The sequence below is a fragment of the Streptomyces sp. NPDC059679 genome, from assembly GCF_042734105.1.
GTDB lineage: Bacteria > Actinomycetota > Actinomycetes > Streptomycetales > Streptomycetaceae > Streptomyces.
The window spans coordinates 24,588-45,829 of record NZ_JBHWES010000078.1 but is presented as its reverse complement, the minus strand read 5'-3'; the positions used below and the strand labels follow the sequence as shown (position 1 = coordinate 45,829).

At 69.9% G+C, this 21,242-nt stretch carries 26 protein-coding genes; 14 read left to right on the top strand and 12 right to left on the bottom strand.

What is annotated here, in order from left to right; genetic code table 11:
* Nucleotides 1–66: 66 nt before the first annotated feature.
* Together ACFV2X_RS47310 and ACFV2X_RS47305 are read left to right on the top strand one after the other, a co-directional pair.
* Complete coding sequence (locus tag ACFV2X_RS47310; protein WP_385628544.1) at nt 67–1,011, top strand: NAD-dependent epimerase/dehydratase family protein; 945 nt, start codon at nt 67–69, stop codon at nt 1,009–1,011.
* Nucleotides 1,012–1,043: 32 nt separating this feature from the next.
* Nucleotides 1,044–1,442 carry a nuclear transport factor 2 family protein gene (locus ACFV2X_RS47305; RefSeq protein ID WP_358627806.1) on the top strand — a complete coding sequence of 133 codons (399 nt, stop codon included), beginning with the start codon at nt 1,044–1,046 and terminating at the stop codon, nt 1,440–1,442.
* Nucleotides 1,443–1,537: 95 nt separating this feature from the next.
* On the opposite strand, the gene ACFV2X_RS47300 is transcribed toward ACFV2X_RS47305, so the two are convergent.
* A complete protein-coding gene (locus ACFV2X_RS47300; protein ID WP_385628540.1) occupies nt 1,538–2,158 on the bottom strand; it encodes a malonic semialdehyde reductase in 621 nt (206 codons plus the stop codon).
* 139 nt (nt 2,159–2,297) lie between these two features.
* Between ACFV2X_RS47300 and ACFV2X_RS47295 the strand changes: the two genes are divergently transcribed.
* From ACFV2X_RS47295 to ACFV2X_RS47280, 4 genes are all read left to right on the top strand, one after another.
* Nucleotides 2,298–3,014, top strand: a complete 717-nt coding sequence (locus ACFV2X_RS47295) for a TetR/AcrR family transcriptional regulator (RefSeq protein WP_385628537.1) — start codon at nt 2,298–2,300, stop codon at nt 3,012–3,014.
* A 23-nt stretch (nt 3,015–3,037) separates the two neighbouring features.
* Nucleotides 3,038–3,853 (top strand): BTAD domain-containing putative transcriptional regulator, encoded by an 816-nt coding sequence (locus ACFV2X_RS47290; protein WP_385628534.1) that lies wholly within the window; start codon nt 3,038–3,040, stop codon nt 3,851–3,853.
* A 28-nt stretch (nt 3,854–3,881) separates the two neighbouring features.
* On the top strand, nt 3,882–5,030 hold the full coding sequence (locus tag ACFV2X_RS47285; protein WP_385628532.1) for a hypothetical protein: 1,149 nt from the start codon (nt 3,882–3,884) through the stop codon (nt 5,028–5,030).
* Nucleotides 5,031–5,218: 188 nt separating this feature from the next.
* The gene (locus tag ACFV2X_RS47280) at nt 5,219–7,387 is read left to right on the top strand and encodes a hypothetical protein (RefSeq protein WP_385628529.1); all 2,169 of its coding nucleotides are present in this window, start codon (nt 5,219–5,221) and stop codon (nt 7,385–7,387) included.
* Here the strand turns inward: ACFV2X_RS47280 and ACFV2X_RS47275 are convergent.
* Nucleotides 7,375–8,040: a TetR/AcrR family transcriptional regulator gene (locus ACFV2X_RS47275; RefSeq protein ID WP_385628526.1), complete on the bottom strand. Its 666-nt coding sequence runs from the start codon at nt 8,038–8,040 to the stop codon at nt 7,375–7,377. The genes ACFV2X_RS47280 and ACFV2X_RS47275 overlap by 13 nt on opposite strands.
* A 112-nt stretch (nt 8,041–8,152) precedes the next feature.
* Here ACFV2X_RS47275 and ACFV2X_RS47270 point away from each other — a divergent pair, with 112 nt between their 5' ends.
* The gene (locus tag ACFV2X_RS47270) at nt 8,153–8,905 is read left to right on the top strand and encodes a 3-oxoacyl-ACP reductase family protein (protein ID WP_385628524.1); all 753 of its coding nucleotides are present in this window, start codon (nt 8,153–8,155) and stop codon (nt 8,903–8,905) included.
* Nucleotides 8,906–8,931: 26 nt separating this feature from the next.
* Here the strand turns inward: ACFV2X_RS47270 and ACFV2X_RS47265 are convergent, their stop codons facing one another.
* A complete protein-coding gene (locus ACFV2X_RS47265) occupies nt 8,932–9,114 on the bottom strand; it encodes a DUF6104 family protein (RefSeq protein ID WP_385628522.1) in 183 nt (60 codons plus the stop codon).
* Between the two features lie 156 nt (nt 9,115–9,270).
* Here ACFV2X_RS47265 and ACFV2X_RS47260 point away from each other — a divergent pair, with 156 nt between their 5' ends.
* Entirely contained in the window at nt 9,271–10,332 is a 1,062-nt protein-coding gene (locus ACFV2X_RS47260) for a methyltransferase domain-containing protein (RefSeq protein WP_385628520.1), read from the top strand.
* Between the two features lie 77 nt (nt 10,333–10,409).
* A complete protein-coding gene (locus tag ACFV2X_RS47255; protein ID WP_385628518.1) occupies nt 10,410–11,411 on the top strand; it encodes a helix-turn-helix transcriptional regulator in 1,002 nt (333 codons plus the stop codon).
* Between the two features lie 16 nt (nt 11,412–11,427).
* Here the strand turns inward: ACFV2X_RS47255 and ACFV2X_RS47250 are convergent, their stop codons facing one another.
* Complete coding sequence (locus tag ACFV2X_RS47250) at nt 11,428–11,841, bottom strand: hypothetical protein (RefSeq protein WP_385628515.1); 414 nt, start codon at nt 11,839–11,841, stop codon at nt 11,428–11,430.
* 354 nt (nt 11,842–12,195) lie between these two features.
* Between ACFV2X_RS47250 and ACFV2X_RS47245 the strand changes: the two genes are divergently transcribed.
* Nucleotides 12,196–12,663: a Pycsar system effector family protein gene (locus ACFV2X_RS47245; RefSeq protein WP_385628513.1), complete on the top strand. Its 468-nt coding sequence runs from the start codon at nt 12,196–12,198 to the stop codon at nt 12,661–12,663.
* 16 nt (nt 12,664–12,679) lie between these two features.
* Here the strand turns inward: ACFV2X_RS47245 and ACFV2X_RS47240 are convergent, their stop codons facing one another.
* Genes ACFV2X_RS47240 through ACFV2X_RS47225 form a run of 4 tightly spaced genes read right to left on the bottom strand, consistent with a single transcriptional unit; the run spans nt 12,680 to nt 14,693 of the window.
* On the bottom strand, nt 12,680–13,351 hold the full coding sequence (locus ACFV2X_RS47240) for an SDR family oxidoreductase (protein ID WP_385628562.1): 672 nt from the start codon (nt 13,349–13,351) through the stop codon (nt 12,680–12,682).
* Nucleotides 13,236–13,487 carry an SDR family NAD(P)-dependent oxidoreductase gene (locus tag ACFV2X_RS47235; RefSeq protein WP_385628510.1) on the bottom strand — a complete coding sequence of 84 codons (252 nt, stop codon included), beginning with the start codon at nt 13,485–13,487 and terminating at the stop codon, nt 13,236–13,238. The genes ACFV2X_RS47240 and ACFV2X_RS47235 overlap by 116 nt, the downstream gene beginning before the upstream one ends.
* Nucleotides 13,488–13,518: 31 nt before the next feature.
* The gene (locus ACFV2X_RS47230; RefSeq protein ID WP_385628509.1) at nt 13,519–14,322 is read right to left on the bottom strand and encodes an NAD-dependent epimerase/dehydratase family protein; all 804 of its coding nucleotides are present in this window, start codon (nt 14,320–14,322) and stop codon (nt 13,519–13,521) included.
* Nucleotides 14,322–14,693, bottom strand: coding sequence for a DUF6204 family protein (locus ACFV2X_RS47225; RefSeq protein WP_385628507.1), 372 nt, complete (start codon nt 14,691–14,693; stop codon nt 14,322–14,324). Before ACFV2X_RS47225 ends, ACFV2X_RS47230 begins: the two co-directional genes overlap by 1 nt.
* Before the next feature lie 64 nt (nt 14,694–14,757).
* On the opposite strand from ACFV2X_RS47225, the gene ACFV2X_RS47220 reads away from it, so the two are divergent.
* Together ACFV2X_RS47220 and ACFV2X_RS47215 are read left to right on the top strand one after the other, a co-directional pair.
* Complete coding sequence (locus tag ACFV2X_RS47220) at nt 14,758–15,594, top strand: DUF4037 domain-containing protein (RefSeq protein WP_385628506.1); 837 nt, start codon at nt 14,758–14,760, stop codon at nt 15,592–15,594.
* 106 nt (nt 15,595–15,700) lie between these two features.
* The gene (locus ACFV2X_RS47215) at nt 15,701–16,111 is read left to right on the top strand and encodes a RidA family protein (RefSeq protein ID WP_385628504.1); all 411 of its coding nucleotides are present in this window, start codon (nt 15,701–15,703) and stop codon (nt 16,109–16,111) included.
* A gap of 18 nt (nt 16,112–16,129) precedes the next feature.
* On the opposite strand, the gene ACFV2X_RS47210 is transcribed toward ACFV2X_RS47215, so the two are convergent.
* Together ACFV2X_RS47210 and ACFV2X_RS47205 are read right to left on the bottom strand one after the other, a co-directional pair.
* Nucleotides 16,130–16,507 carry a ClpX C4-type zinc finger protein gene (locus tag ACFV2X_RS47210; protein ID WP_385628501.1) on the bottom strand — a complete coding sequence of 126 codons (378 nt, stop codon included), beginning with the start codon at nt 16,505–16,507 and terminating at the stop codon, nt 16,130–16,132.
* Nucleotides 16,508–16,568: 61 nt separating this feature from the next.
* The gene (locus tag ACFV2X_RS47205; RefSeq protein ID WP_385628499.1) at nt 16,569–17,423 is read right to left on the bottom strand and encodes an alpha/beta fold hydrolase; all 855 of its coding nucleotides are present in this window, start codon (nt 17,421–17,423) and stop codon (nt 16,569–16,571) included.
* Nucleotides 17,424–17,526: 103 nt separating this feature from the next.
* On the opposite strand from ACFV2X_RS47205, the gene ACFV2X_RS47200 reads away from it, so the two are divergent.
* Both ACFV2X_RS47200 and ACFV2X_RS47195 read left to right on the top strand, forming a co-directional pair.
* The gene (locus tag ACFV2X_RS47200; protein WP_385628497.1) at nt 17,527–17,919 is read left to right on the top strand and encodes a winged helix-turn-helix transcriptional regulator; all 393 of its coding nucleotides are present in this window, start codon (nt 17,527–17,529) and stop codon (nt 17,917–17,919) included.
* Between the two features lie 65 nt (nt 17,920–17,984).
* Entirely contained in the window at nt 17,985–18,539 is a 555-nt protein-coding gene (locus ACFV2X_RS47195; protein ID WP_385628559.1) for a DUF3558 family protein, read from the top strand.
* 101 nt (nt 18,540–18,640) lie between these two features.
* Here ACFV2X_RS47195 and ACFV2X_RS47190 read toward each other — a convergent pair whose 3' ends face one another.
* Complete coding sequence (locus ACFV2X_RS47190; protein WP_385628494.1) at nt 18,641–20,776, bottom strand: tetratricopeptide repeat protein; 2,136 nt, start codon at nt 20,774–20,776, stop codon at nt 18,641–18,643.
* Nucleotides 20,773–21,183, bottom strand: a complete 411-nt coding sequence (locus tag ACFV2X_RS47185; protein ID WP_385628492.1) for a hypothetical protein — start codon at nt 21,181–21,183, stop codon at nt 20,773–20,775. Before ACFV2X_RS47185 ends, ACFV2X_RS47190 begins: the two co-directional genes overlap by 4 nt.
* Between the last annotated feature and the right edge of the window lie 59 nt (nt 21,184–21,242).

Genomic DNA, 21,242 nt, shown 5'->3' with positions numbered 1-21,242 from the left:
CGCCGAGTAACGAGCGGCGGCGGGTAACGAGCGCGCGAGTAGCGCCGGCAAGAGGAGAAGAGCACGTTGAAAGGCAAGAAGATCCTGGTCACGGGCGGCAGCGGGCAGGTCGGCCGCCCGGTGGCCGAGGCGCTGGCCGAGCACAACGAGGTGTGGTGCCTGGGCCGGTTCGCCACCCCGGGCGTCGAGGAGGAGCTGAGAGCCCACGGGATCAGGACGTACCACTGGGACATGAACGATCTCGGCGGCGCCGCGTACGACGGGCTCCCCGACGACTTCACCCACGTCATCCACTCGGCGGTGCGGCGCGGCGAGGACGGTGACTTCAACGCCGCGATCGAGGTCAACTCCGTCGCCTGCGGCCGGCTGATGACCCACTGCCGCGGCGCGGAGGCGTTCCTGTACGTCTCGACCGGCGCGCTCTACAAGCGGCAGACCCTGGACCACCCGTACGCCGAGGACGACCCGGTCGACGGCGTCGCCGACTGGCTGCCCGCCTACCCCGTGGGCAAGATCGCCGCCGAGGGCGCCGTACGGGCCTTCGCGAGCGTGCTGAACCTGCCGACCACCATCGCCCGGCTCAACATCGCGTACGGGCCCGGGGGCTACGGCGGGGTGCCGATGCTCTACTTCAAGCGGATGCTGGCCGGTGAGCCGATACCGGTGCCGCTGGAGGGCCAGAACTGGTGCTCGCTGCTGCACACCGACGACCTGGTCAGCCAGGTGCCCGAGCTGTGGGCCGCCGCGTCCGTGCCCGCCACGCTGGTCAACTGGGGCGGTGACGAGCCGGTGGGCATGACGGACTGCGTGCGCTACCTCGAAGAGCTCACCGGCGTCGAGGCCAAGCTGGTGCCCAGCGAGGTCACCCGGGAGACCTACCAGTTCGACCCCGCGCGGCGGCTGGAGCTCACCGGCCCCTGCCGGGTGCCGTGGCGCGAGGGCGTACGGCAGACCCTCGAGGCGCTGTACCCCGACCACGTCAAGCCGCGCCCGGGCGCTTCCGCCGCCTGAACCGAGAAGACACCGAGGAGATGCGAACAACCGTGGCGTCACAGAACATCGAGGCCATCCGGGCGTGCTACGCGGGCTTCCGCGACCGGGACGTCGAGGGGATCCTCTCGGGGATGCACCCGGACGTGGAGTGGGTCCACCCGGACGGGATGGCCAAGTACGGCCTCGGCGGCACCAAGCTGGGCCATGCCGGGATCAAGGAATTCCTGGCCCATGTCCCGACCGTGCTCGGCGGGATGAAGCTCAGCCCTCAGGAGTTCATCGAGCAGGGGGACCGGGTCATCGTCCTGGGCACCCGCGAGGTGACCTCGCGTACCGGCACCACCGCGACCTTGGACTTCGTCCACTCCTGGACGATGCGGGACGGCAGGGCGACGAGGATGGAGGACATCTTCGACACCGTCGCGTTCCATGAGCTGATCGAGAGCTGAGTTCCAAGAAGTTCCAAGAAGTTCCAAGAAGCAGAAAGACGACCGCCTGCGCCCCGCCGTCGGGGCACAGGCGGTCTGTTCATGAGGCGGCCCGGTCAGACGGTCGTGACGACCTCGTCGTACTCCAGGCGCGGCAGCCGGCCCATCCAGGCGTCGGGCCCCGGCATGCCGATGTTGACGACGCACACCGCCCGGTGCCGGCCGTCCTCGAAGAACTCCTTGGACACGGCCTCGTGGTCGAAGCCGATCATCGGCCCGGCGGCGAGCCCGGCCGCGCGTACGCCCAGGATGAAGTAGCCCACCTGCAGCGCGGCGTTGAACCGAGCGGAGGCCTCGCGGAAGTTCGGCTCCGCGAAGACGTCCTGCGGGTTCTCCATGAACGGCACCAGCTTGGGCAGCTCCTCGTGGAAGTCCAGGTCGGCCGCGAGGACCGCGACCAGCGGCGCCTTCCCCGTCTTCTCTTGGTTGCGCCCCGTCATATGGGACACGAGGCGGGCGCGGGCCTCCTCGGAGCGCACCAGGACCACGCGCAGCGGCTGCTGGTTCATCGAGGTGGGGGCGAACTTGACCAGTTCGTAGATGGCGCGGACCTGTTCGTCCGTGACCGGCTCGTCGGTGAACGTGTTGGCCGTACGGGCCTCCAGGAACAGCTGGTTCTGCGCCTCGGGCGCCAGGGTGAGATGGCGCAGGGCGTCGCTGTTCTCCGGTGCGCTCATGGAGCTCTCTCCTCGTGGGACGTGGGGTCGTAATTTTTTGGACTGGACCGACTAGTCCAGTGAAGTGATGGAAGGCTAGACTCGCAAGTCCATCCGGGGCAAGTGCGCATCGGAGTCGGTGAGTCAGGAGGACGGAGCCTTGCGGACGGACAGCGCGCCGCGGCCACGCGGCGCCGTGGGCCGGCCGGCGGGCCCTCAGCCCGCCAAGCGGCAGGCCATATTGGAGGCGGCCGTCGCCGTCTTCCTGCGCGAGGGATACACCCGGGCGAGCGTGGACGTCATAGCCGACGAGGCCCATGTGTCCAAGCAGACCGTCTACAACCACTTCGGGGACAAACAGCGGCTGTTCCTCGCGGCCGTCGAGGGCGAACGGGAGCGGGTGGCCGCCCGCTTCACCCCCGATCTCGCCGACGACCTCACTCCTGAGCTCGCCGACGAACCCAGAACCGAGGGCGAACCCGGAGGCGAGGGCGCGGTGGACGCCGAGGCCGACGTCTCGACTGCCCTGGTCTCCTTCGGTCACCGGGTGCTCCAGGTGCTGCTCGACGAGCGCGCCTCCGCACTGCGCCGCCTGGTCATCTCCGAGGTGGCCCGCCATCCCTCGCTCCGCCCGGCCTGCGCGGACGGCGAGCCCCAGCAGCTCGTGACGTACCTCGTCGATCTGCTCACCCGCCGCACCGAGCGCGGCGAGCTGAGCGTCGACGACCCGGCCACCGTCGCCCGCCAGTTCGTCGCCCTGCTCGTCCAGCAGGGCCTGCACCAGTCGATGTACGGCACCCGCCCGCTGCCCGGGCACGAAGCCGCGGCCATCTGCGAGAGGGCCGCCGACCTGTTCGTACGCGCGTACCGCAGGTGATGTGTGAGGAGGTGGCTCCACCCATGCATGTGAGCGTCCTCGGACCGCTGACGCTGCGCCACGGCGACCAGTCGGCGGTGCCCAGCGCGATGAAGCCGCGCAAGGTCCTGTCCCTGCTGCTGCTCAACGACGGCCGGATGGTGCCCGTACAGTCCCTGATGACCGAGCTGTGGGGCGAGCGGCCGCCGCGCACCGGGCTGACCACGCTCCAGACGTACGTCCTGCACCTGCGCAAGCTGCTCGCCCAGGCGCTCGGCGTCCCGTCGGCCGCGGTCGCCCGGGACGTGCTGCAGACCAGGCCCGGCGGCTACGCCCTGGCGCTGCGCTACGGCCAGCTCGACGTCCACCGCTACCGCGACCGCGTCGCCGAGGGCGAACACGCGCTGGAGGCAGGCGACGAGCGGGCCGCCGATACGGCCTTCCGGCGGGCCCTGTCGGTCTGGCAGGGCCCGGCCCTGGTCGACGTCGCGCCGCACGGACGCCCCCTGCAGGCCGAGGTCGCCCGGCTCGAACAGTCCCGGCTCACGGTCACCGAGCGCAGCATCGAGACCCGGCTGCGGCTCGGCGGCCACCAGGAGGCGCTGAGCGATCTGGCCTCGCTCGTCGTCGAGCACCGCTTCCACGAGGGCATGCACGGTCACTACATGCTCGCCCTCCACCGCTCCGGCCAGCGCACCCGCGCCCTCGCGGTCTACCAGCGGCTGCGCCTGGCCATGACGGAGGAGCTGGGAATCGAGCCGTCGGCGAAGCTGCAGCGCCTCCAGCAGGCGGTGCTGGCGTCCGACCCCCGGCTGGACCACGAGGCGGGGGCGCCGGGGCGGGGCCCGGTGGTGGCGTAACAGATGGAGTTGTTGCCGAGGTGAAGTGGTGAGCGGCGAGCCGATCCCCGTGCTGTGGCTGTGCGGTCCGCCGGGGGCGGGGAAGACCGAGGTCGGCTGGGAGATCTACGCCGAGCTCGGGCGGGCCGGTGTCGCGGCCGGCTATGTGGACGTCGACCAGCTGGGCATCTGCTATCCCGAACCGGCCGCGGACCCGGGCCGCCATCTGATGCAGGCGCGGAACGTCGGCGCGGTGGTGGCCGGCTACCGGGCGACGGGGGCGCGGTGTGTCGTCGTGTCCGGTGTCGTCGACACCGCTCGCGGCGTGCACGCCGACCGGATCCCGGGCGCCGCGCTGACCGTATGCCGGCTGCGCGTCGGCCAGGACGAGCTGAGGCGGCGGCTGTTGGGGCGTACGGGGTCGACCGTGGCCATCGCGGACGCGCTGCGGGACGCCGAGGCCATGGACGCGAGCGACATCGGCGATGTGTGCGTGGACACCAGCGGGCTGTCGGTGACCGAGGTGGCGCGGCGGGTACGGGAGCGCACCGGCGGATGGCCGGTCCCGGCCGCCCCCGCCACCGCCTTTGAACGGCCGTCCCCGCCACTCAGGCCCGCCGAGGGTTCGGTCCTGTGGCTGTGCGGGGCCACGGGCGTCGGGAAGTCGACGGTCGGCTTCACGCTCTTTCAAAGGGCCCTGGCCGCCGAACATATGGCCGCCTACCTCGACCTCGACCAGATCGGCTGCTGCGCCCCCGCCCCGGCCGACGACCCCGGCAACCACCGGCTGAAGGCCCGTAACCTGGCCGCCGTATGGCAGACGTACCACGCGGCGGGGGCGCGGTGCCTGACGGTCGTCGGCCAGGCCGAGGACGAGTCCGCGATCAGGACGTACGCCGATGCGCTGGCCCCGGCCACCGTGACGGTCTGCCGGCTCCACGCGGGGCGTGAGGAGCTGGTGCGGCGGATCCTGAGCCGCGGGCGGGGCGGCAGCTGGGCGCAGCCCGGCGATCCGCTGAAGGGGCGGCCCACCGCGCGGCTGCTCCAGGCCGCCGACGCCGCGGCGGCCGACGCCGATGCGCTGGACCGCGCCGCCCTGGGGGACCTGTGCGTCGCCACCGACGGGCACACCGTCGAGGAGGTCGCCGACGCGGTCGCTGCCGCCGCCGACCGCCTCAGATCGTCCTCAAGCTTTTGAGCTTTGAACAAGGTATGTACGCGGCGCTGCTAGCTTCGTAGGGTGCAATCGCCGAATATGGCGTTCCACTTGATGACTGGTCACGGGGGAATCATGCCGTTCGTCCCGCTTGCTCCATACCCGCAAGACACGCTGTTCCCGTCCCGCGCCTCGGAAATCCGCTGAGAAGAACCGCTGAAGGGGAACTCGTGCTCACGTACCACCAGGTCATGACCATCGACCTGTCGCTCCTCGAGTCGGCCGCCACCAAATGGGACGAGGCCGCCAAGAAGTTCGAAGCGGTCCAGAAGATCTACGACAGCAAGGTCAAATCGGTCGGGCTCGACGGGACCTGGAATGGCGTGTCACATCTGGTCGCGCGCCCCAATATGCAACTGACCGATGAGCAGTTCACCGCGGCACCCAAGGAGGCCCGCGCCGTCGCCTCGATCCTGCGGGACGCGCACAGCCAGTTCGTCGAGCTGCGCGGGAAGGTGAAGTCGGCTGTCGCGGACGCCGTGAAGGCCGGTATGAAGGTCTCGGACGCCGGTATCGCGAGCTATGACTACTCGAAGGCCAGCGCGTCCGCGGCCAATGCCGCGCACCACGACCCCGGGATGCGCGACGTCGAGCGGACGTGGACCCGGCATATCGAGGCCGCGGTCAAGGCGGTCGACGACGCCGACCGGGGAGTGAAGCTCGCGCTCAAGGCGGCCGTGGCGGATCCCGATCTCGTCGACGGCGCGGTCAATGGGTTCAACGGCGCGGCGGAAGGCGATATCGAGAAGGTCGAGGCCAAGGAGGCCAAGGACCTCGCGACCAAGCTCAACTCCGGCGATGAGCTCGACAAAAAGGAGATGGCCGAGTTCCAGCGGCTGTTCCGGGACAACCGACACGACAAGGCGTTCAGCCAGACGTTCCTGGACAGTATGGGCCCCAAGGCCACCATCGAACTGAACAACAAGTTCAACAGCCTCGCCAAGGGCGATGACAAGGACGGCAAGAAGGACTTCACCGCCCTCCAGGAAGGCGTCGCCACTTCCCTGGCCACCGCCACCAAGTCGCCCTCCGACCCCTTCTACAAGAAGTGGCAGGACGGGCTGCGCAAGGTCGGCACCGAGAATTTCGGGCGTCCGGGGGAGAGCCTTTACGGCTACCAGTCGTTCCTCAACCTCATGACGCACGGCAAGGGCTACGGGAAGAAGTTCCTGGTCGACATCGGAAACGATCTCATCGCCGTGGAGAAAAAGGACGGGACGGACAAGTGGCAGAAGGGCGAGGGCCACAGCCTCAAATCCACCGATCCGCTCGATGATCTGCTCGGCATCATGGGCAAGCAGCCCGACGTCGCCAAGGCATTCCTCGATCCGGGTGCGCACGGCGAGAACGACCGCTTGAAGTATCTGCTGCAGGACCGCAACTGGCCCAAGATAGTGATGCAGACCCCTGACGGCGACATCTACTACCGGGACGACCCCGACAGCCGTACGGGCCTGGGGCCCGCGCTCGAAGCGGCGGCCACCGGAAACGTCCCCGGCACGGATCACGTCCTCGGGTATCACACCGACGCCGAGGCCCGCGTCATGCACGACACCCTCACGCTCCTGGACGACGGCCGCAAGGGGGCCGGTCTGCACCCGAATCTGCGGGACAACATGGGCCGCATGCTCGTCGACTACACCCCCGAAACCCACGAGATCCTGACCCGTACGGGCCCGTACGCGGACAAGGACGGGGTGTGGAACGACGGCACCAGCGACCCCAAGGACGCCCATATGTCCGTCCCCAGGGAGACCCTGACCCGCATCATGCGCGGGGTGGCGGAGGACGGTAAGGCGTTCGGCGAGATGTACGACGCAGAGCGCTTCTACTCCGCCGGGACCCTGACCAAGGCGGACTTCGGCAGCACCAGTGAACGCGCCGCGGCCATCGAAGGGGCGTCCTCCGTCTTCGGTTTCTACGACGGAATCAGCTCCGATATCGCCCGCGACAAGAAGGACGACGCCGTCTCCTGGGCCAACCACGCCCAGACGTCCGAATTCGTCGTCACCGGCGGTATGCAGGCCGCCGCCAGTGCCGGTGCCTCGCTCGCCGGCAAGGGCCCGGCCACCGGATTCGTCACGGACGCCGTCTACCGCGTTCTGTACGCGGGCGTCTACGACTGGAAGGAAGACCAGATCGCCCAGGCGGGGCAGGCAGCGGCGCAGGAGACGGAGTATCACTTCACCACCGGCCAGAAGCAGGTGAACCATCTCGTCGCCGGCTGGGCCAAGGAGAACGGCTACGGCCTCGACAGCGGGCTGTCGCGACATCTCGTCGGCTCCGGGCAGGAGCGTTACGACAGCGCGCGGACGGAAGCGCTCATTTATCTGGACTGATCAGCCGGGGGCTGTCCGGGCCCGGGCTCGACCCTGTGCCCGGCCCCAACCCCGGGTTCGGCGCGCTCCCATGGCAGCCGGTCGAGGGCCAGGTCGACCAGGCGCTCCAGAGCGGCGCGGTCGGCGCCGTACGCGGCCTGGACGGCCATGCCCTCGGTGAGGGCGAGGACGTATCGCGCGGCGTCCTTCGGATCGACGCCGGCGGGGAGGTCACCGGACAGCCGGGCCCGTTCGAAGCGCTCGGTCAGCATGAGCTCGCCCGCCTGGCGCCGAGTGCACACATCGGCCTTCACCTCGCTCGCGGCGTCCCCGGTGACGAGCGCGCCGTGGACGAGCAGGCATCCGGCGGGCGTGGCCGACCCGGTCATGGCCCGGGCCGCGCTCCTGAGCCACCGGCTGACGACCTCGCGGACGGTGGCGGCCTCCAGGGCCTTGGGGCCGTACGAGAAGACCGTGCCGGCGTAAGTGTCGAGCACCCGCTTGAACAGGTCCGCCTTGGAGCCGAAGGCGGCGTAGATGCTGCCCGCCTTGAGGCCGGTGGCGGCGGACAGGTCCGCCATCGTGGTGCCTTCGTAGCCCTTGGCCCAGAAGACGGCGACCGCCGCTGACAGCGCGTCGTCGATATCGAACTCGCGGGGCCGTCCCTTCGCCATGGCGGTGACCCTCCTCACTTTTTAAACGCCCGTTCAAGATATCAGTTGCACGGTCCCCATGCGCCTGACATCTTGAACGGGCATTCAAGAAATACTTCGGGGAGTGATTCGGATGGCACACGCGGCGCGGCGGCTGAGCGGCAAGGTGGCGATCGTCACCGGCGGTTCGCGGGGGATCGGCGCGGGCATCGCGCGCCGGCTCGCGGAGGAGGGCGCCACGGTGGCGGTGACCTACGTCGCCGCGGCGGATCGGGCGGAGGCCCTGGTCAAGTCGGTGATCGCGGACGGCGGTCAGGCGATGGCGGTACGGGTGGACGTCGCGGACCGCGCGGCGCTGCGGTCCGCGATCCCCGAGGTCGTCGAGAGGTTCGGACGGCTGGACATCCTGGTCAACAACGCCGGGGTCGGCGTCATGCGGCCGATCGAGGAGCTGACCGACGCCGACTACGACCTTGTCACCGCCGTGAATCTGCGCGCCGTCTTCGCCGCCACCCAGGAGGCGCTGCGCCACATCGGCGACGGCGGCCGCGTCATCATGATCGGCAGTGTCAACGCCGAACGTGTCCCCTTCGCGGGCGGCAGCCTCTACGCGCTGACCAAGGCCGGGGTTGCGGGCTTCACGCGCGGGCTGGCCCGCGACGTCGCCGCCCGCGGGATCACCGTCAACAACGTCCAGCCCGGTCCGGTGGACACCGACATGAACCCGGCCGACGGGCCGTGGGCGGAGTCCGCCCTCCCGCACCTCGCGGTGGGCCGGTACGGCGCGGCCGACGAGGTGGCCGGTCTCGTCGCCTATCTGGCGGGGCCGGACGCCGGTTACGTCACGGGCGCCACGATCAACGTCGACGGCGGCTATACGGCCTGAGTGCTACCGGCTACCCGGCTACTCGGCTAGTCCTCTTCGTCTTCGTCGTCGAGCCGGGCCAGCCAGGTCGCAAGCCGCTCCACCGGGACCTCGAAGTCCGGGTTCAGGTCCACGAATGTGCGCAGCTGCTCGGCGAGCCACTCGAAGGTGATCTCCTCCTCGCCGCGCCGCTTCTCCAGCTCCTCGATGCCGCGGTCGGTGAAGTACAAGGGGTCGCTCCGGGTCGGGTTGAGGGGGTGTGTACGGGCCCAGGATAGAGCGGCCCGGGCCCGGTTCCGGCGAATACTACGCATCGCGTAGTACGCGGTGCGTAGTATTGGCGACGGGCGCGAAACGCGCCCTGTTCGCCGGAGACGAGGAGCCTCATGCGCACCAATGACGCCCAGATGCTGGTGCTCTGCACCCTGGCCGATGGACCCCTGCACGGCTACGCCATCAACGCGGCCATCGAGAAGCTGTCGGGCGAGCGCCTCGGCCCCGGCAGCCTGTACGGAGCCCTGACGCGCCTGGAGGACAAGGAGCTGATCGAGTCCCTGGCCGGGGAGGGCCGCCAGCGCCCGGTGCGGCTGACGGCCAAGGGGCGCGAGGTGCTGGAGCGCGAGTTGCGGTCCCTGTCCGAGGTCACGGACCGGATGTTCGAGGCGGCGGTGCCCGACCGGATCGGCTATCTCGACCGGCTGGCCGGGACCGACGTCGGCCGCTCGTACAAGCAGCTCGTGCTCGACGCGCTGGACATCCGCCCCGGCCACACCGCGCTCGACATGGGCTGCGGCCCCGGCACCGATCTGGCCGCCCTCGCCGAGGCCGTCACCCCGTCCGGGACGGTGGTCGGCATCGACACCGACCCGGAGATGGTGGACCGGGCGCGCGGGCGTACGGCCGACCTCCCCGCCGTGGACGTACGGCTCGGCGACGCCCACGACCTCCCCCTCGCCGACGCGAGCGTCGACCGCGCCCGCACCGACCGGACCCTCCAGCACGTCACGGACCCGGCCCAGGTCCTCGCCGAGGCGCGGCGCGTGCTGCGGCCGGGCGGGCGGCTGGTGATGGCCGAGCCCGACTGGGACTCGCTGGCCGTCGACCACCCCGACCCCGCCATCTCCCGCGCGTACACCCGCCACATCACCGACCGGATCGTCCGCAACGCCGTGATCGGCCGCCAGTTGCCCCGGCTCGCGGCGGAGGCCGGTTTCGCGGTGCCGACGGTCGTCCCGGTCACCTCCGTCTTCCGCGACGTACGGTCGGCCGACCGGATCCTCGGCTTCCAGCGCAACGCGGAGCGCGCGGCGGCGGCCGGGTACTTCAGCGAGGAGGCGGCGCGGCGTTTTCTCGACCACCTTGCCGAGGGGCCGTTCTTCGCGGCGGTGACGCTGTACGTGGTGGTGGCGGAGGTGGGGGAGGGGCCTTCGGCTCAGGTTTCGTCGTAGTGGATCCTGGGCGCAGTATGGATTCTGGGCGGGGTATATGACAGATCGCGTCATATACGGCAGGAATTCTTGAAGCCATGAAATCCGACCGACTGCTCTCGATCATGCTGCTGTTGCAGACCCACGGACAGCTGCCCGCCGGCGTGCTGGCGGAGCGCATGGAGGTGTCGGTCCGCACGATCATGCGGGACGTCGAGGCGCTGTCGGCGGCCGGTGTGCCCGTCTACACCACGCGCGGGCCGCAGGGCGGCATCGCCCTGCTGCCCGGCTTCCGCACGGACGTCACCGGGCTGACCGCCGACGAGGCCCGCGCCCTGTTCGTACTGCTGGCCGGCCGCGCCCACGCCGATCTGGGCCTGGGGCAGGCCATCGGGTCCGCGCTGCGCAAGATCATGGCGGCCCTGCCCGCCCCGCACCGGCCGGACGCGGACCTGACCAGCCGCCGCATCCTGATCGACCCCGCCCGCTGGCGCGGCCGCCCCTCGCGCCCGGGCGCCGACCTGGCCGTACTCCAGCAGGCCGTGTTCACCGACCGGCGTCTGCGGCTGCGCTACCGGCACGGCCGTGACAACCGCGTCCGCTCGTACACCCTCGATCCGTACGGGCTGGTCAGCAAGGCCGACGTCTGGTACCTCGTCGCCGACCACCGCGGCGAGCCCCAGCTCTTCCGCGCCGACCGCACCGTATCCGCCACCGTCCTCGACCAGCCCGCCCAGCGGCGCGACGGCCTGGAGCTGACCGGCGTATGGAACACCCTCCGCCGCCGCATCGACGACATCCCCGCCCCCGTCTCCGTCACGGTCGGCGTCCGGCGCGAGATCCTGGCCAGATTCCTGCGCATCCACGAAGCCGATCTGGCCCCCGACGCCCCGCGGCACGCCGACGAAGGGGACAGCGTCGAAGGGGACGGCGGCGATCCGGAACGGCAGGTGGTCGAGCTGCGCTTCCGGTCGCTGGGGGCCGCCGAGGCACTGCTCATGTTCGGCGCTGACGCGGAAGTCCTCGCCCCCGAAGAACTCCGCCAGGCCCTGGCCCGTAAGGCGGCCGAGGCGGCCACCCTCTACACACACCAGCCGTGATGCAGAAGTCCGGAATTCAGAATTCCCAGAAGTCCGGAATATCGTCCAGCCGGCTCAGGAAGCGTCCGGGCCACGAATACAGCGCGCCACCGAAGGTCAGATTGCGCGTGTAGACGCCCTCCATCAGGATCGCAAGACCGAGGTCCAGCCTGTCGCAGCCGCCCTCCCCCGCACCCGAGATGGCCTGCGGATGCCGCCACTCCGAGCGCGACATCGTGACGACGGCTCCCTCACGCCGCAGCTCATGCCGGAGCTTGCTGCCGAGAACCTGATAGCGGTACGAGCGCTCGGCGATCTCGATCCGCAGCGCCCGACCGCGCGCCGTCACCGCCAGGTGGCGGCGGCGCAGTTCGCCCGTCCACCCGTCGGCCGTCAGCGTCGTCCTGGCCAGGCGCGGCAGATCGCGGAACTCGATGCCGGTGAACGACATGGGGGGTACGCCGTGTCCCGACAACCAGGCGGTGACGGTTTCCCGGGAGAGGTCCTCCTCCGCCGGACACACCAGCTCGACCGGCCCGAAACCGGGCACGGTCCCGGCCCAGGTGTGGGTGGCCCTCTTCCTGAGACGGCCTCGAACCGAGCCCCGATGGGTGAGTTCAAACTGGATGCCGTGCTGGCCCGAGTGCTGGCCGGTGTTCATATGTCGCCCCCTCGACAGCTGTGCTGGTGAGACTACTTGCCGTGCCCTCGTGCGGCCGGTCGGGCGCGGGTCAGCCCGCCGTGGCGGAAACGGAGTGGCGGAGCGCGGCGTCTCAGACCTCAACAGAGGGAGAGGGATGCATCCATGGCAACCACCACACCTGACCCGCGGCCGGACCGCACGCACGACCGTATCGCCGCGACGGTGGCGGCCCTGCAGGCCGACCTGGCGCGCTCCGAATCGAAAGCGAGCCTGTTACTGGCCCTGGCCGGAGCCGCGCTCGTGGCACTGGGCACCATGGCGCCCGACCTCCACCCGACCGCCCCGGCCGCCGTGACCGGCGCCCTCGGCACCGCCGCGCTGCTGGCCACCACCGTGATCCTGCTGCTCGCGGTCCGTCCGCACGTCGGGGGCAACGACTGGACCAGCTGGACCGCGTTGAGCGATGACCAGCTCAGCGAGAGTCTGGCCTCCGGCTACCAGGTGGACCAGGTGAGGTTCATGGCCGAACTCGCCACGCGGAAGTTCCGCCTCATCCGGGCCGCGGTCGACTGCCTGTTCACCGGGATCGGACTGCTGGCTCTCGCGGCCGTCCTCGTCGCAGCGGCGTGAGCACGTGCCGTGGCCTTCAGCGAAGGGCGATCACATTGCCGGTGACCAGCGCCGCATCGTCGGAGGTGAGGAACACGATGGTCTTCGCGACATCCGCCGGATCGGCGACATGGAAGTGTGTGGCGCTCGACGCGACGAACTGGCGCACCTCGTCCGTGACCCAGCCGGTGTCGGTCACGGGCGGGTGCACGACGTTGGCGGTGATGCCGAGAGGGGCCAGTTCCACGGCGGCGGACAAGGTGTAGTTGGTCTGGGCCGCCTTCGCGGCCCCGCAGCACACCTCTCCCGGAAAGCCGAGGTCGGCACCCGAGGTCAGCCCCACGACACGTCCCCAGCCGGCGCCGCGGGCCCGATGGCGATGGGCCATCTCGCTGATCAGCAACGCGGATGCCATCGCGTCCACCGAAAACTGCTGGGACCAGGTCTGCGCGGTGACCGGACGCAGCGGTCGGCCGAACTGGTCAGCCGGATCCGGGGTAAAGGTGTCCTGGATCCACCCGGACGCGTTGTTGATCAGGATGTCGACGGGCCCCAAGCGCTCCTCGGCGACGTCGAAAAGTGTCCTAGGGGTGTCAGGGTCGCCGAGGTCCGCCTCGAATGCCTCGGCCCGCCCCCCCGGCCCGGCGGATTTCCTCCACCACTTCCGTGCAGTCGGCGGCTCGCTCGCGGTGGTAGCGGTCCGCCGTATCGGCGTCGCGTAGCCGCAGACAGGTGCAGAGCACCGCAACGCCGCGGGCGGCGAGCTCCTTTGCCGTCGCGGCCCCGATTCCCTGATTCGCACCCGTCACGATCGCGACATGGCTGGTCACGGGTGTTTCCGGCATGCCGTCACTCCTGGCAAGTGAATGGTCTTGGTCAGGGCCGGAGGTGTTCGAGGGTGAACTCCGGCAGGGCGTACGGACCGGCCTGGGGTGCCGTGGGGTCGGCCGGGTGGTCCGAGCCGGGGATGTCGGCGGCGTGGCGTTCCGCGTCGTCGACGGGGACGTAGTCCAGCACCGCCGGGTCGGGGAGCTCCCAGAAGCGGCGGGTGTTGCCGGAGACCGCGTACACCGTGGCGAAACGCGTCGACGCCGGGGCGGTCAGCGCGGCCCGGACGAAGCCGATGGCATCGCGCGGGCTCAGCCAGGTCGCCAGATGCCGGGGCTCGGTGGGCGCAGCCTCGAAACTGCCGATACGCAGGCACACCACGGACAGCCCGAACTTGTCGGCGTACAGCTGCCCAAGAGCCTCGACGGCCACCTTGCTCACCCCGTAAAGACCGTCGGGGCGGGCCGGCTCCCGCGGCCCGGTGAGATGCCCGGCCGGATAGAAGCCCGTCGCGCGGTTGCTGCTCGCCAGCACCACCCGCTCGATCCCGGTGCGCCGCGCCGCTTCCAGGACGTGGTGCGTGCCGAGCACATTGGCTTCGAGCAGAGCCGGAAGCGGCGCCTCATCCGCCACCCCGCCGAGATGAAGCACACGGTCGACCCCCGCGAGCGCCGCCTCCACGGCAGCCGCGTCCCGCAGATCGACGGTGTGCACCTCCTCGTTCCCGGCCTCCGGCCGAAGCGGCACCCGGTCGAGCAGAACCAGCCGCTCCGCCTCGCCCCGCAGCGCCTCCCGCACCACGGACCCGATGTTCCCCGCCGCGCCCGTGACCGCTACCGTCCCCAGACCCATCACGCCCCCTCCTGGGTGGCAGCGCGAGCGGCTTCGCGCCGCTGCCGCTTGCCCAGCGGCGCCTGGGACAGGTCCTCGGCGCTTGACCTGAGGTTCTTGTAGCCGTAGCCGCGCTCCGCCAGCCACGCCTTTGCCGCCTCCTCGGCGCGCTCGGTCGCGTCCAGGATGTCCTCCTCGGCCTCCCCCGAGTCCTGGAAGCGGAAGGTGAAGGCGGGCCGAGCCGTGATGTCGTAGCTGAGATGCCCCTCCGGGGTGAACGCCGCGCGCAGCACATCGTGCTCGGCGGCGCGAGCCTGGAGCTCGGACCGCTGGTCATTGCTCAATCCGTCGAACACACCGCGGACGGTGATACGGAACGTACGAGTGGCCATCCCGCGAGCCTATGCAGCGGGATCGGTGTGGCTCCACCGGGTTTTCGCGGCGGAGGATGGGCCGATGACGATCGGGAGTTCCGGGAGTATCGGGATTGAGGACATGGCGGCGCGGCTGGTGGAGGTCCCGGGCGTGGCCGGCGTCATGCTCGGCGGAAGCCGCGCCCGCGGCGAGCATGCGCCGGACTCGGACTGGGACCTGGGCGTGTACTACCGAGGTCCGCTGGATGTGGACCGGCTGCGGGGGCTGGCGGCCGAGGTGGTCGGCGGGCCGGTGGAGGTCGCGGGGCCGGGCGGGTGGGGGCCGTGGGTGAACGGCGGGGCATGGCTGGACGTGGACGGGCAGGCCGTGGACTGGATCCTGCGGGATGTGGACCGCGTGCGGACGGTGTGGGAGGACTGCCGCGCCGGGCGGTACGAGGTGGGGATGCAGATCGGGCATCCGCTGGGGTTCTGGTCGCCTTGCTACGTGGGCGAGGTGGCCCTGGGGCGGGTGCTGGCCGATCCGGGCGGGGAACTTGGCAGGCTACGAGCCGAGTTGGTGTGCTATCCGGAGCCGCTGAGGGAGGCTCTGACGGCGGGGGCGGTGTGGGAGGCGGGTTTCCTGGTCGCGAACGCCGCCAAGTCGGCCCGGCGCGGTGACGTACTGCACGTCTCGCTGTGCCTGTCGCGGGCCGTCGGGCTGCTCGTGCAGGCCCTGTTCGCCCATCACCGCCGCTGGTGCCTCAACGAGAAGGGCGCGCTGGCTGCGGTGACGGGGATGCGGGAGGCGCCTGCCGGGTTCGTGGGGCGGGCGGCAGCGTTGCTGGGGGAGTTGGGCGGCGGGGCGGGGGAGTTGGGCGCGCGGGTGGCCGGAGCGGGGGTGCTGGTGGATGAGGTGCGGGCGGTGGTGGGCGGGTAGCGGGCGTTGCGAGGCGCTGGGGGCGAGGTAAAAAGGGCAGGCGGGTTCCCACGGGCTGCTGGCAGGATGTCCGCGTTCAACGCTCGATGGGAAAGGACCCGACGACGTGGCTCGTGCCATCACGCTGATCCGCTCCGCCTCCTTGTCCGATGTCGCCGAGTACGCCTATGCGGCCACGGCGCCCGCCGAGTCCCGCCTCATCTTCCTTGCCGGGGCGTGTCCACTGAACGAAGACGGCTCGACGGCGGCGATCGGGGACTACGCGGGTCAGGCGTTGAAGGCCGTCGAGAACATGCAGACTGCTCTCGCTGCCGCCGGCGCGTCCCTCCAGGACGTCATCAGTACCAGGGTCCTCGTCGCATCGGCCCGGCAGGGGGACCTGGTGACTGCCTGGCAGGTGGTCCGGGACTCGTTCGGTGACCACGATGTCCCCAGCACTTTGATGGGTGTCACCGTGCTCGGCTATAAGGACCAGCTCGTCGAGATCGAGGCCGTCGCCGCGGTGCTCGATTCCTGAGGGGCCCGGCTCTCGGCCCTATTCCTCGCCGGAGAAGCGCCCCCACGCGGACTGGCGGGTCATCCCCAGCGTCTCCCCGATGCGCGCCCAGGTCACCCCCAGCGCACGCGCCTTGAGCACCCATTGGGTGAGGTTTCGCTCGACCTGCGCCCCTGCGGCTGCGATCAGCGGCAGGCTCGCCAGCACCACCTCGGGGCTTGTCACCTGGTCCCACGGGGCGAGTTGCGGTCCGCCCTCCGCGGGCTTCCCCTCGATCACTGTCGAGCAGAGAGCCACGCACTCATCACAGATGAACACGCCCGGTCCGGCCACGAGCGTCCCGACCTCGGTGTTCCGCTTCTGACAGAACGAGCACGCCGCGATCACGGACTCTTTCTCTTTTGCTGCGGACGACATCCGGTCACCTTCCCCTCCGTGTCAGGTACTTCCTGACGGCGTCAGGCGTGACCTTACTCCGTCAGGAAGTACCTGACAACTCCTCACCGGCCAGGAACGGATGCAGCAGCGTGAGCAGGGCGCGCGGCCGGTGCAGCGGGATGATGTGGCCGCAGTCTTCGATGACGTGTCCGGTGAGATCGTCGGTGACCGGGCGGAGTTGGCGTTCCAGCGCAGCACCGACGGGCCGGGCGCCCAGCGCCATCGTCGGCACCGTCAGGCGGGCAGTGGTGACCGCCTGCTCGATCTGCGCCGCGCTCTCGGGCAGGGCCCGGTAGTACGAGAACGCGCAGCTCAACGCGTGGCGGCCGGTGTACGCGCGGACGAAGGCGTCCCGGAGGGCGGGGCGCACCCCGTCGCCGAGCGTGCCGGCGCGCAGAAACCAGTCGACGTAGGCGGCCTCGTGACCCTCCAGTACGGTCTCGGCGAGGCCGGGCGCGGCGGAATGGAAGCCGAACCACCATGGCGGCCCGTCGACGAGGAAGTCCTCGGCGCCGGGCAGCCTGCCCAGCAGGGACTCCATGACGACCAGGCGCCGGACGAGACCGGGGCGGCGCAGGGCGAGGAGGAAGGCCGGCGCGGTGCCCGCGTCGATGCCCACCACCGCGGCCGAGGACACGCCGAGCGCGGCGAGCAGCGCCGCGGCGTCCTCGGCCAGGGTGCCCGCGTCGTACCCGGAGACGGCCCGGCTGCTCGCGCCGAACCCGCGCAGGTCCGGCGCGATGACGCGGTAGCGGCCGGACAGGTCTGCCATGACGTCCGTCCACAGCTCCCAGGTATGCGGGAAGCCGTGCAGCAGCAGGACGGCCGGGCCCGATCCGGCGAGGGCGACGTTCAGTTCGACACCGTTGGCGAGTACGCGTCGCAGCTCGGGCATGGCGGGGCTCCTGATGAGTGGTGAGTGATGGTGACCAGGTCACGCTAGGGAACTATCCTGGTCCGCCCAAGACGGCACTTTCCCTACAGGTGGTGAGCCCCGGGTGACCACGTCGAGGCCCGGTGACCGCGGTGACCTGCTGGATCCGCGCTGCCCGACGCGCCAGTTGCTCGACCGTATCGGCACCAAGTGGACGTCGATGGCGGTCAAGGTGCTGGCCGAGGAGGCTCCGGGCGAGCTCCGTTTCGCGGAACTGCGACGCCGTATCCCGGGCATCTCGCAGAAGATGCTGTCCGTCACCCTCCAGAGCCTGGTCCGCGATGGCCTGGTCGCGCGCCGCGTGGAACCCACCGTGCCGCCCGCCGTCCACTACCGGCTCACAGAGCTCGGCCTGTCCCTCGAAATCCCGCTCTCCGCCCTGCGGGTGTGGGCCGAGACGCACATGCCGGAGATCAACCGCAGCAACCAGCTCGCCGACGAATCGCCCCCCGACTAGGGCGGAACTTGTGACAATCTTGGCCCGTGCAGACACACAAACGACAAGTGGCCGCGACCGCGGCGATGGCGATCGTGTTGGCGGGGGCTGCAGCGTGCGGCGGGAGTTCGGGCTCCTCGCCCAAGTCTTCGGGATCCACCACATCGGCGTCCAAATCATCAGGTCTTCCCGGAAGCACGTCTGATTCCAACACGGGTTCCGCGGACGAAAGCGATTCGACCACGGCAACGTTGAAGGGACTCGACTACTGCAGCGTGCTGGATCCGGCAGCCCTGGCGGCGGCCGGAATCCAGGATCCGAAGGGGCAGCTCCCGGCCGACTACCCGAACGTCCTCGGCTGCTGGTGGATGCAGGACAGGACCATCGTCAGCCTCACCGTCAGCGTGGGCCTTCAGGTCAACGACCTGGACAAGGGAGAGAAGCAGGACTTCTCGGGCTTCGAGGGCGCGTCGCAGTACAACGAGATCACGAACGAGTGCCTCGTCGACGTCAACGTCGGCCTCGACCAGTTCCGGGTCGGCATCGCCGACCCCAGCAGGGAGAACAAGGCGCTCACCGGCAAGAAGTGCGACGTGGGGGTCCAGTTGGCACGCCAGGTGGTGGCCAAGATCAAGAAGTAGGACGGCGCCCGTTCCCGACACGGCAACCTTGCGGATCTTGAAGCGTGGAGAACCGGCGATTACCTGGCCAAGTCGGCATCCTGACTCGGCACTCACCGAATTCATTGTGAGCGCCGATATTGTTCCAAGAGGTCCTTGGCGAAAAGTGTCCAGGGATGAGCTGGGCCGAGCGCCCTGGTTCGTCTTTCCACAAGGTTCTCTGCGAGCTCGATAGCCTCTGCGTATTGGCCCAGTGCTGCCAGAGTCATGCTGAGTGTTGCCCGGGCGTTCAGCGCGATCGGGTAATCAGGGCCGAAGCGTCGTACATACTCCGCGAAGGCGGGGCGAATGTGTGGTAGAGCCTCCGCGGATCGCCCTCCTTGATTGAGCGCGTATGCATAGTTGAGCCGTGTATCAAGCGTGATGGAATGGTCTTCTCCGACCTCACGAAGGCAATCCGCGACCAGGTCCGAGCCTGCGGCTACGTCGGCCGACTGGGTGGATACCTCCAGGAGAGACGACCTCGCGAGAAGCGTAAGGGGGTGCGTAGGACCCAAGGTTTGGGCGTGGCCCTCGGCCGCTCGACGCGTCAGCGAGGTGCCATCCTGCTCACGGCCAAGATTGAAGAGCGGACCGGCCAGCTTCAGGCAAGTTTGCAGAGTATCCGGTGCTGTTGGGCCCAGGATGCGTTCGCAGTCTTCCAGCACGTGCCGATACAGGGCCTCGGACTCCTCGAATCGGCCAAGCCGAAAAAGAGCCCGCCCCACACGCCGACGCAACCTGATAACCAAGACATGGCCCTCGCCCAGCCGGGGAGTCACCAGCTCCACAGCTTCGCTGCCCAAGCTGAGAGCTGAGGCATAGTCGCCGGCCCTGTGGACAGCAGTGACGAGCCGAAGAGCGCACTCCGCCGCCGCTTCCACTGTCGGTTGACCGGGCGCCCAATTCGCTGTTCTCCGCAGTAGCGCGATCACATGCGGCGCGAGCAGGTTCACCCGGGGTTCCTGCGCCCCTCGGTCGGGCACCTCAGGCAGGACAGCGAGAAGTAGGCGGGCGGCTGTGGCCGAGAGCTGTTCGCGCTGGTCAGCGGGCGTGCTTCGGGCCACGCTGTCGAGGAGTACGCCGTGGGTGCGCAGGCAGCGCATCTGCCCAGACACGAGCTCGGTCAGGGAGTGATCAAGCAGTCCGCGCAGGGCTGATTCAACGCGAAAAGCCGGGAGTGTCGGTCCGAGCTCGGCTCCGGAGAGGACCGACAGCGGCAACGGATCATTGGACCAGCAAGCGAGGAGACTCAGCAGGCGGCCCGCTTCGGGCAGGCCCTGGGTGGCGAGGGCATCGAGGGACAGCTGCCAGGTGTGGCTGAGCAGATGACGCGAGTCACCGCCGATGGCTGCGGCGCCCTGGTCGATGAGCTCGATGGGATCGGTGGGGCTGATGCCGGAGCCGCCGCCGTCCAGTCGGCGACTGTAGTCCGCGAGAGTCCATGGGTCGATCACCTGGTGGGCAAGGAAGCCGCCGGCCAGGGTGAGCGCCAGGGGCAGCCGTCCGAGGCGGTCGGCAACCTCAGCGGCGTCCTCGACCGACCCGGCATGTGGAGCAAGGTCGCGGAGGACGAGAGCGGCGTCCTCACGTGGAAGTACGCCGAATTGCAGGAGTTCGGCACCGGGCCACCAGTGAGCTGCCGCTTGCCGGGTCGTGACGACGACAGTGCCGGCCGGGCTGGTGCGCAGCCAGCCGCCGTCGCGGAGGATGGCGGGGGTATCGGCATTGTCGAGGACCAGCAGCCAGGGCTCGTCGGAGTGGTCGAGATAGTGCCACACGAGGTCGGCGGCCGGACGCAGCCCGCTGCGTGCCCCCACCAACTCGCCGTCAATGGCTCCGCGGTCGGCTGCGACGGCGAGCATCCCGGCCCGCAGAGAGGCGGGATCGGACGCGTTGACCCACAGCCCGAGTCGACCGGCCTCGCCGGTGGCGTGGTGGAAGAGCGCATAGGCAACAGCGGTCTTGCCACATCCGCCGAGGCCGTGGAGGACGTAGACGCGGTTGCCGACACCGGGTTCAACGGCGGCCCGCAGCCGGTCCATCTCCCCGACCCGGTCGCGAAGCACTGCGGGAGCACGGCCGACCGCCGGGAGGCGTACGGAGTCGGGCCCCGACCAGTCGGGGGCGTGATGGTGGTGCTCGGTGATGTGCTGGTCACCGGAGGCTTGGTAGATGCGGCTTTGGCCATCGGCCCGGGCGTCATTGCGGCCGCTCATCGCTGACCGAAGTTCTGGTCGCGGCCGGCCTGGTAGACCCGGGCTTGGCCGGAGGCGGTGGCGTGCTGAGTCACCGACGGGACTTCGGGCGTGTGCGGAGCCAGTTCGTTCAACAGCGTCCGCAACGCCTCCATCTCCTCGGGATGTGCCACGAGTAGCCGCCGGACGCGCCCCTGCCACTCTGCGCCCAACTCCTCGCGGGAGTCGAGGTCACCATTGGCCTGCGCGGTGAGCAGGTCGCTGCGCGTCGCTTCGAGCTCGGCGGAAATTGCGTCGGCCCGGTCCGGCTGAGCACGATGCCACAACGAGGCGAAGCCTTCCCTGACGCTCTGCCACGCCTCGGTTGTCAACATGGTGACCAGGGTCGTCCCTGCCGTACCCGCCAGCGCGACCATCTCCGGATCCACGAACTCGCCCCTCCAACCAGCCGCTGTTCCGTCGCCCCAGCCTAGCCAGCGAGCCGGGC